The organism is Streptomyces sp. NPDC056987, from assembly GCF_042673865.1.
In the GTDB taxonomy this organism is placed as follows: Bacteria; Actinomycetota; Actinomycetes; order Streptomycetales; family Streptomycetaceae; genus Streptomyces.
This window is the reverse complement of record NZ_JBHURV010000062.1, coordinates 20,784-27,381: the sequence shown is the minus strand read 5'-3', so window position 1 is coordinate 27,381 and position 6,598 is coordinate 20,784. Positions and strand designations below refer to the sequence as shown.

The 6,598-nt window shown below is 69.2% G+C and carries 8 protein-coding genes and 2 tRNA genes; 1 reads left to right on the top strand and 9 read right to left on the bottom strand.

Features of this window, described 5'->3' with window-relative positions; all coding sequences use genetic code 11:
• Positions 1–90: 90 nt before the first annotated feature.
• The 9 genes from ACFTZC_RS39925 to ACFTZC_RS39885 form a co-directional block, all read right to left on the bottom strand.
• Positions 91–163, bottom strand: a tRNA-Ala gene (locus ACFTZC_RS39925).
• Between the two features lie 139 nt (positions 164–302).
• Positions 303–536, bottom strand: a complete 234-nt coding sequence (locus ACFTZC_RS39920; protein WP_329827141.1) for a hypothetical protein — start codon at positions 534–536, stop codon at positions 303–305.
• A gap of 272 nt (positions 537–808) precedes the next feature.
• A tRNA-Ala gene (locus ACFTZC_RS39915) sits at positions 809–881 on the bottom strand.
• Positions 882–1,032: 151 nt separating this feature from the next.
• Entirely contained in the window at positions 1,033–1,686 is a 654-nt protein-coding gene (locus tag ACFTZC_RS39910; protein ID WP_382898789.1) for a histidine phosphatase family protein, read from the bottom strand.
• The gene (gene rsfS / locus ACFTZC_RS39905; RefSeq protein WP_365813877.1) at positions 1,683–2,165 is read right to left on the bottom strand and encodes a ribosome silencing factor; all 483 of its coding nucleotides are present in this window, start codon (positions 2,163–2,165) and stop codon (positions 1,683–1,685) included. Before rsfS ends, ACFTZC_RS39910 begins: the two co-directional genes overlap by 4 nt.
• A gap of 108 nt (positions 2,166–2,273) precedes the next feature.
• Positions 2,274–4,091 carry an LCP family protein gene (locus tag ACFTZC_RS39900; RefSeq protein ID WP_382898767.1) on the bottom strand — a complete coding sequence of 606 codons (1,818 nt, stop codon included), beginning with the start codon at positions 4,089–4,091 and terminating at the stop codon, positions 2,274–2,276.
• Positions 4,092–4,110: 19 nt separating this feature from the next.
• The gene (gene nadD / locus ACFTZC_RS39895; RefSeq protein ID WP_365813878.1) at positions 4,111–4,677 is read right to left on the bottom strand and encodes a nicotinate-nucleotide adenylyltransferase; all 567 of its coding nucleotides are present in this window, start codon (positions 4,675–4,677) and stop codon (positions 4,111–4,113) included.
• A 143-nt stretch (positions 4,678–4,820) separates the two neighbouring features.
• A complete protein-coding gene (locus ACFTZC_RS39890; protein ID WP_382898765.1) occupies positions 4,821–4,982 on the bottom strand; it encodes a hypothetical protein in 162 nt (53 codons plus the stop codon).
• Positions 4,983–5,098: 116 nt separating this feature from the next.
• Positions 5,099–5,251 carry a hypothetical protein gene (locus tag ACFTZC_RS39885; RefSeq protein WP_365813795.1) on the bottom strand — a complete coding sequence of 51 codons (153 nt, stop codon included), beginning with the start codon at positions 5,249–5,251 and terminating at the stop codon, positions 5,099–5,101.
• A gap of 160 nt (positions 5,252–5,411) precedes the next feature.
• On the opposite strand from ACFTZC_RS39885, the gene ACFTZC_RS39880 reads away from it, so the two are divergent.
• Positions 5,412–6,578, top strand: coding sequence for a M48 family metallopeptidase (locus tag ACFTZC_RS39880; RefSeq protein WP_382898763.1), 1,167 nt, complete (start codon positions 5,412–5,414; stop codon positions 6,576–6,578).
• The last annotated feature ends 20 nt before the right edge of the window (positions 6,579–6,598 follow it).

The window sequence follows — 6,598 nt, the reverse complement described above, 5'->3', positions numbered from 1 at the left end:
TTAAAAAGATGGTCAACAATTAATAGACGTGGTTCTTCTTCATCGCACCACCCGCTTCTTGCGCTCTTCTTGTGATCTTCTGAGATCTTGTGGAGCTAAGGAGAATTGAACTCCTGACCTCCTGCATGCCATGCAGGCGCTCTACCAACTGAGCTATAGCCCCTTGCGGTCCGCCGCCCCGGGGCTTCCCCCTCGGCGGCATCGCCAACATTAACGGTCCCTGTGCCCCACCGCCAAATCGATTCCGCCCGGGGCACGCTCGGGGCCCTGGTGGCGGCCGACCGGGGGCCGGCGGGCGGCGTTCAGGCAGTGGCGAAGGAGTAGAAACGCTTGAGCGTGCAGTGCTCCTCCAGGAGCCGGCCGTAGATCGGCTCGCCCTCCAACTCCCGGTAGGTCTCGATGGGGTCGCCTTTTATGATCAGCGCCCGCGCACACTCCTCGCACCAGTACTGGTACTCGGGGTTGAGCGGATCCATGTCCCGCACAATCGGCGTACCGCTGCCGCACCAGTCGCATTTACGCCTGTGCGCACCCATCGATCAGCTCCAGATGTGGCCGCAGCAGGCCGTGCACACGTAGGAAATTCCGGAATTGTCACCGGCCACATGGTCAGCCGGGGACACGTGGTACGAGGGACAGCCGACACTGCTGGCGGACATCGCGCTCTCCCTCCCGGTCCGGCCCCTGACCCCCATCCGGTCGTCCGATTCTGCCACGCCGGAGAGTGCTGGTCAGCCTGAAATGGCGTCCGTACAGCAGAAATCCCGCCCCCCAGCGGGGGACGGGATCGGGTTCGTGACGCTGATTGTGGAGCTAAGGAGAATTGAACTCCTGACCTCCTGCATGCCATGCAGGCGCTCTACCAACTGAGCTATAGCCCCTCGTGTTCCCCGCGCTTCGCGCTGCGAACAAGATGAACTTTAGCCTGCGACCTGCCGGAAAGCGAAATCCGGTGGCTCCCCGGCCGGAGGCCCCGCCGCCGGACGTCCGGTCGCCGGAGGCCGGACCGCCGGACGCCGCCCCGCAGGGGCCTCAGTCGTCGTCACCGAGGACCGGCTCGGGGAGGGTGCCCGCGTTGTGTTCCAGGAGCCGCCAGCCGCGCGCCCCCTCGCCCAGGACGGACCAGCAGCAGTTGGTGAGCCCGCCGAGCCCTTCCCAGTGGTGCGCCTCCAGGCCCAGCAGCCGGCCGATGGTGGTGCGGATCGTCCCGCCGTGGCTGACCACGACCAGGGTGCCGCCGTCGGGCAGCTTCTCCGCGTGGCGGAGCACCACGGGCGCGGCGCGGTCCGCGACCTCGGTCTCCAGCTCGCCGCCGCCGCGCCGCACGGGCTCGCCGCGTTTCCAGGCCGCGTACTGGTCCCCGTACCGCTCGACGATCTCGTCGTGGGTCAGGCCCTGCCAGGCGCCCGCGTACGTCTCACGGAGCGCCGCCTCGTGCGTGATGCCGAGGCCGGTCAGCGCGGTCAGCTCGCGGGCCGTGGCGGCGGCCCGCCGCAGGTCGGAGGCGATGATCGCGGCCGGCTTGAGGGAGGCGAGCAGCCGGGCGGACCTGCGGGCCTGTCCGACGCCCTCCTCGGTCAGCTCGATGTCCGTGGAGCCCTGGAAGCGGCGCTCCAGGTTCCAGGCCGTCTGGCCGTGCCGCCACAGGACGATACGGCGGCCCCTGCCGCCCTTGGAGCCGTTCAGCTCAGCTCACCGTCCGGGTCACCGGCGATTCCGGCGTGCTCGCCCACCGTCGCGGCGTGCTCCTGGCCCTTGCCGCGCGTCTTGACGGCGTCCTCGGGCAGCTCCAGCTCGGGGCAGTCCTTCCAGAGCCGCTCCAGCGCGTAGAAGACCCGCTCCTCGCTGTGCTGGACGTGGATGACGATGTCGACGTAGTCGAGGAGGATCCAGCGGGCGTCACGGTCGCCCTCGCGGCGCACCGGCTTGGCGCCCAGCTCCTTCTGGAGGCGCTCCTCGATCTCGTCGACGATCGACTTCACCTGGCGGTCGTTGGGCGCCGAGGCGAGCAGGAAGGCGTCGGTGATGGACAGCACATCGCTCACGTCGTACGCGATGATGTCGTGCGCGAGCCGGTCCGCGGCCGCCTGGGCGGCGGTCTTGACGAGCTCGATGGAACGATCAGTAGCGGTCACTGGCAGGCTTTCGTCGGCGGTCGTGGAGATGCCCAGGATCTCACGGACCACCGACAGCCCGCACAGCCGTTCTTCCGCCCCGCGGCCCGGCACCCGGGAGACACCGCGCGACCCGCCGGGCAGGGCCTGGTCGGCGGCCTAGTCGGCCTTGTAGTCCTGTCCCAGGACGACGGAGACATCGGCGTTGGCCGCCGCCTTGCCCTTCTCGACCGCACCGGCCGGCAGCTTGAGCGTCTTGGCGACCTCTTCCGCCTGCTCCTTCTTCGCGTCGTCCCCGTAGGTGACCCGCGAGGCCGTCAGGGCATCGGCCGTACCGGCGTCCACGAAGCCGTAGCCGCCGTTGACCAGGGCGATCCTGGCGGACTCCGCCGCGTCCTGGTTCCCGCTCGCGTTCTTCACGCCGACCCGTACGGCCGCGCCCTGCTCGGGAGCGGACACGGAGCCGCCCAGGATGTCCTTCACCACACTGTCGGCGGACTCGTCGCTGAGCCGGCCGTCGGCCTGGACGGGCAGGAGCATCGTCCGGTAGTCGCCCACCTTGGCGTGCTCGGCGAGCTTGGCCAGGGCCGCGCCCAGGTCCTTCTCGGTCAGCGACGGGTCCAGGATCTGCGCCAGGGTCTCGACGGTGACCGTCGCGGTCTTCGGGTCGTCCGAGATCTTCCGCAGGACGCCCTGGAGCACCTGGCCGAAGCGCGTGAGCTGCTTGGCCTCCTCCTCGCCGGGGGCGCGGTACGTGGCGTAGCCGACGGCCGCCCGTCCGTTGAGGGTCTCCTTCTCACCCTTGGGGACCAGCGGATCGTCGCCCTTCTTTGCGGCGGGCACCTCGACGTCCGTGGTCACCTCGATACCGCCGACCAACTCGACGAGGTTCTCCAGGTAAGGCGTGTCGAGCCGCCACGTGCCGGAGATCCTGGTGCCGAGCAGGGTGCCGATGCCCTCACGGGTGCCGTCGGAGCCGTCCTCGTCGACGGACCTGCCGAGCGTGGTCGAGGCGCCCTCGTCGCCCGCGATGGGGAGCATGTTGGGCAGCAGGACGGTGGTGCCCTTGCCGGTCGTGGCGTTGTTGACCAGCAGCGCGGTGGAGGTGCCCTTCTGCTTGGTGTTGTGCAGGTGCACGACGATCACGTCACGCTTCTGCGGGCCCGAGGAGGTGGTCTGCGGCGCGTCCGCCGAGGACATGCCGGGCAGCAGCCCCGCGTACCAGAGGTAGCCGACGCCGCCGGTGACCACCAGGGCGAGCGCGACGACGAGGGCCACGACGCGGCTGCGGCCGCGGCGCTTGGCCTCCTCACGCCGTTCGGAGCGGCTCTCGGTGAACTTGAGCCAGTCGATGACGTCCTCGGAGTCCTCGCTGGGCTCCTCTATGAACGAGAACTGCTCGGTCTTGTAGTCGCGTTCCTCGCCCTCGGGGCGCCGCTGCCCCGGTACGGCGGGCTGCTCGGGGTCGGCGGCCGGCTTCGCGTCCGGGGCCGGGGCCGGTGAGGGGGCCGGTGTCCGCGCGGCCGAGGGCTGTTCGACAGCCACGGGGGCCCCGGGCACGGGTTCCTGCCGTTGCTCCTGCTGCTGAACCGGCGGCTGCTGAACCGGCGGCTGTCCGCCCGTGTCGTACCCGTACGGGTCGTAGCCGTACGCCTGTTGCTGTCCGTGCTGCTGACCCTGTTGCTGTCCGTGCTGCTGACCCTGGTGCTGCGCGTACGGGTCGTACTGCTGCGGGATCTGTTGCTGCTGGGGCTGCTGTTGGGACTGCTGTTGGGCGTACGGGTCGTAGCCGTACGCCTGTTGCTGCTGCACCGGCTGCCCGTAGGCGTCGTACTGCTGCTGGGACTGCTGCTGCGACTGCTGGGCCGACTGCTGGGGCTGCTGGTACACCGGCTGCCCGTATTCGTCGTACCCGACGATCTGGGGCTGCGGGTGGTAGGGGCCGTACGGGTCGTACGGCTGCTGCTGGTCGTTCACCGGTGCCCCTCTCCGTGGCTCAGGCGCCTCGGTACAACTGCCGCTTGTCGATGTAGCGCACCACGCCGTCCGGCACCAGATACCAGACGGGGTCGCCCTTCGCGACCCTCTCACGGCAGTCGGTCGAGGAGATGGCGAGCGCGGGAACCTCCACCAGGGAGACCCCGCCCTTGGGCAGTCCGTCGTCCGTCAGATCATGGCCCGGACGGGTCACCCCGATGAAATGGGCGAGGGAGAACAGCTCCTCGTGGTCCCGCCAGCTCAGGATCTGCGAGAGCGCGTCGGCCCCCGTGATGAAGAAGAGGTCGGCGTCGTCGTTGAGGGACCGCAGATCCCGCAGGGTGTCGATCGTGTACGTGGCGCCGCCGCGGTCGATGTCGATCCGGCTGACCGAGAACTGCGGGTTGGACGCGGTCGCGATGACCGTCATCAGGTACCGGTCCTCGGCCGGTGACACCGCGCGCTGGCTCTTCTGCCACGGCTCACCGGTCGGTACGAACACCACCTCGTCGAGATGGAACAGCGCGGCGACCTCACTGGCCGCCACGAGGTGTCCGTGGTGAATCGGGTCGAAGGTGCCGCCCATGACCCCGAGTCGGCGTCTGCCGTGCTCGGATCCGGGGCCTGGCCCCTGCTCCGGTCTGCCCGGACCGGCCGGTCCGTGACCGCTGGCCGCTTGCTGGTCTCCCATACGCCCAGAGCCTACTGGCACACGCGTACGGCCAGGTGTCAGCGGTCGCGGTTGAAGCGCGTGGTGATCCACAGCAGCAGAAGCAGCGCGAAGAGGGCGCCACCGCCGATGAGGGCCGGGTTCAGGCTTTCGTGGTTGCCGCCGTTCTCGGCGCCCTCGGCGAGCGTGACCAGGTGGGCGGCGGTGCCGGTGAGGCTCATCTTCTACGGGCCCTTTTCCTCGGGGGTCTGGGTCCTCCGGAGAACTGGATTCTCCTGAGGTCTGCGGAGACTTCGGGCACATCGTATGCGGGGCCCTCGGGCACGCTCACGCCGACTCAGTCGTTGTGGTCGTTGTCGCGGTATCCGCGCAGCAGGAACCAGGCGAGCAGGGCGGCTCCGACGAGCGAGACGACCAGCACGATCCGCAACGTGTTGCCCGGTCCCTGCTGATCGGAGGCGGCGGCGAGCAGGGTGGCGGTTTCCGGCATGTCGGCTGTGCTCCTCGGTCTCTTTCCGGCTGAGTTCGGGACACTCCGCCCCGGAACGTCATCCACAGGCCCCCGCCACACGGTAGCCCCAGCGCCTACGCTGGGGTCCGTCAGGGGGGACGAGCCTTGGACCTTGGACTCGTACGAACAGGGGATATCCATGACCGATGACCGCAACGAGGCGACGGGCGGCGAGAATGTGCCGAGCCGGCAGCGCACACGCTTCCCGGGGATTTCCTCCCGGGCGTACGAACACCCCGCGGACCGCTCGGCGCTGGTCGCCCTGCGCAAGCTCAGCGGTTTCGACACCGTGTTCAAGGCGCTCAGCGCGCTGCTGCCCGAGCGCAGCCTGAGACTGCTCTTCCTCTCCGACTCGGTGCGGGTGGGCGACACCCAGTTCGCGCATCTGCACGCGATGCTGCGGGACGCCTGCTACATCCTGGACCTGGAGAAGGTCCCCGCGATGTACGTGACGCAGGACCCACGGCCCAACGCGATGTGCATCGGCCTGGACGAGCCGATCATCGTGGTCACCACGGGACTGGTGGAGCTGCTGGACGAGGAGGAGATGCGGGCGGTCGTGGGCCACGAGGTGGGCCACGCGCTCTCCGGACACGCGGTCTACCGCACGATACTGCTCTTCCTCACAAGCCTCGCGGTCAAGGTCGCGTGGATCCCGCTGGGCAATATGGCGATCATGGCGATAGTGACGGCGCTGCGGGAGTGGTTCCGCAAGTCGGAGCTGTCGGCCGACCGGGCCGGACTCCTCGTCGGCCAGGACACACGGGCGTCGATGCGCGGTCTGATGAAGATCGCCGGTGGCAACCACCTGCACGAGATGAACGTGGACGCGTTCCTGGAGCAGGCCAAGGAGTACGAGGAGGGCGGCGATCTCCGCGACTCCGTCCTCAAGATCCTCAATGTGCTTCCGCGCACACACCCGTTCACGACGGTCCGGGCCGCCGAGCTGAAGAAGTGGTCCGAGAGCCGGGACTACCAGCGGATCATGGACGGCCACTACCCGCGCCGCGACGAGGACAAGGACACCTCGGTCACGGACTCGTTCCGCGACTCCGCCACGCACTACGCGGACACGGTCCGCAACAGCAAGGACCCGCTGATGAAGCTGGTGGGCGACATCGCGGGCGGTGCGGGCGACCTGGGCGGCAAGCTGCGCGACCGGTTCACGGGCGGCGGCAACAGCGGTGGTAACGGCAAGGACGGGGCCGGCAGCAAGGACGGCGGCAGCGGTACGGCCACGGAGCGCGACGCCGGCACCGGCACCGACGGCGCCGACGGCAACGGCAAGGGACCGGCCCGGGACTGACCGAGGACCGTCCCGGGACC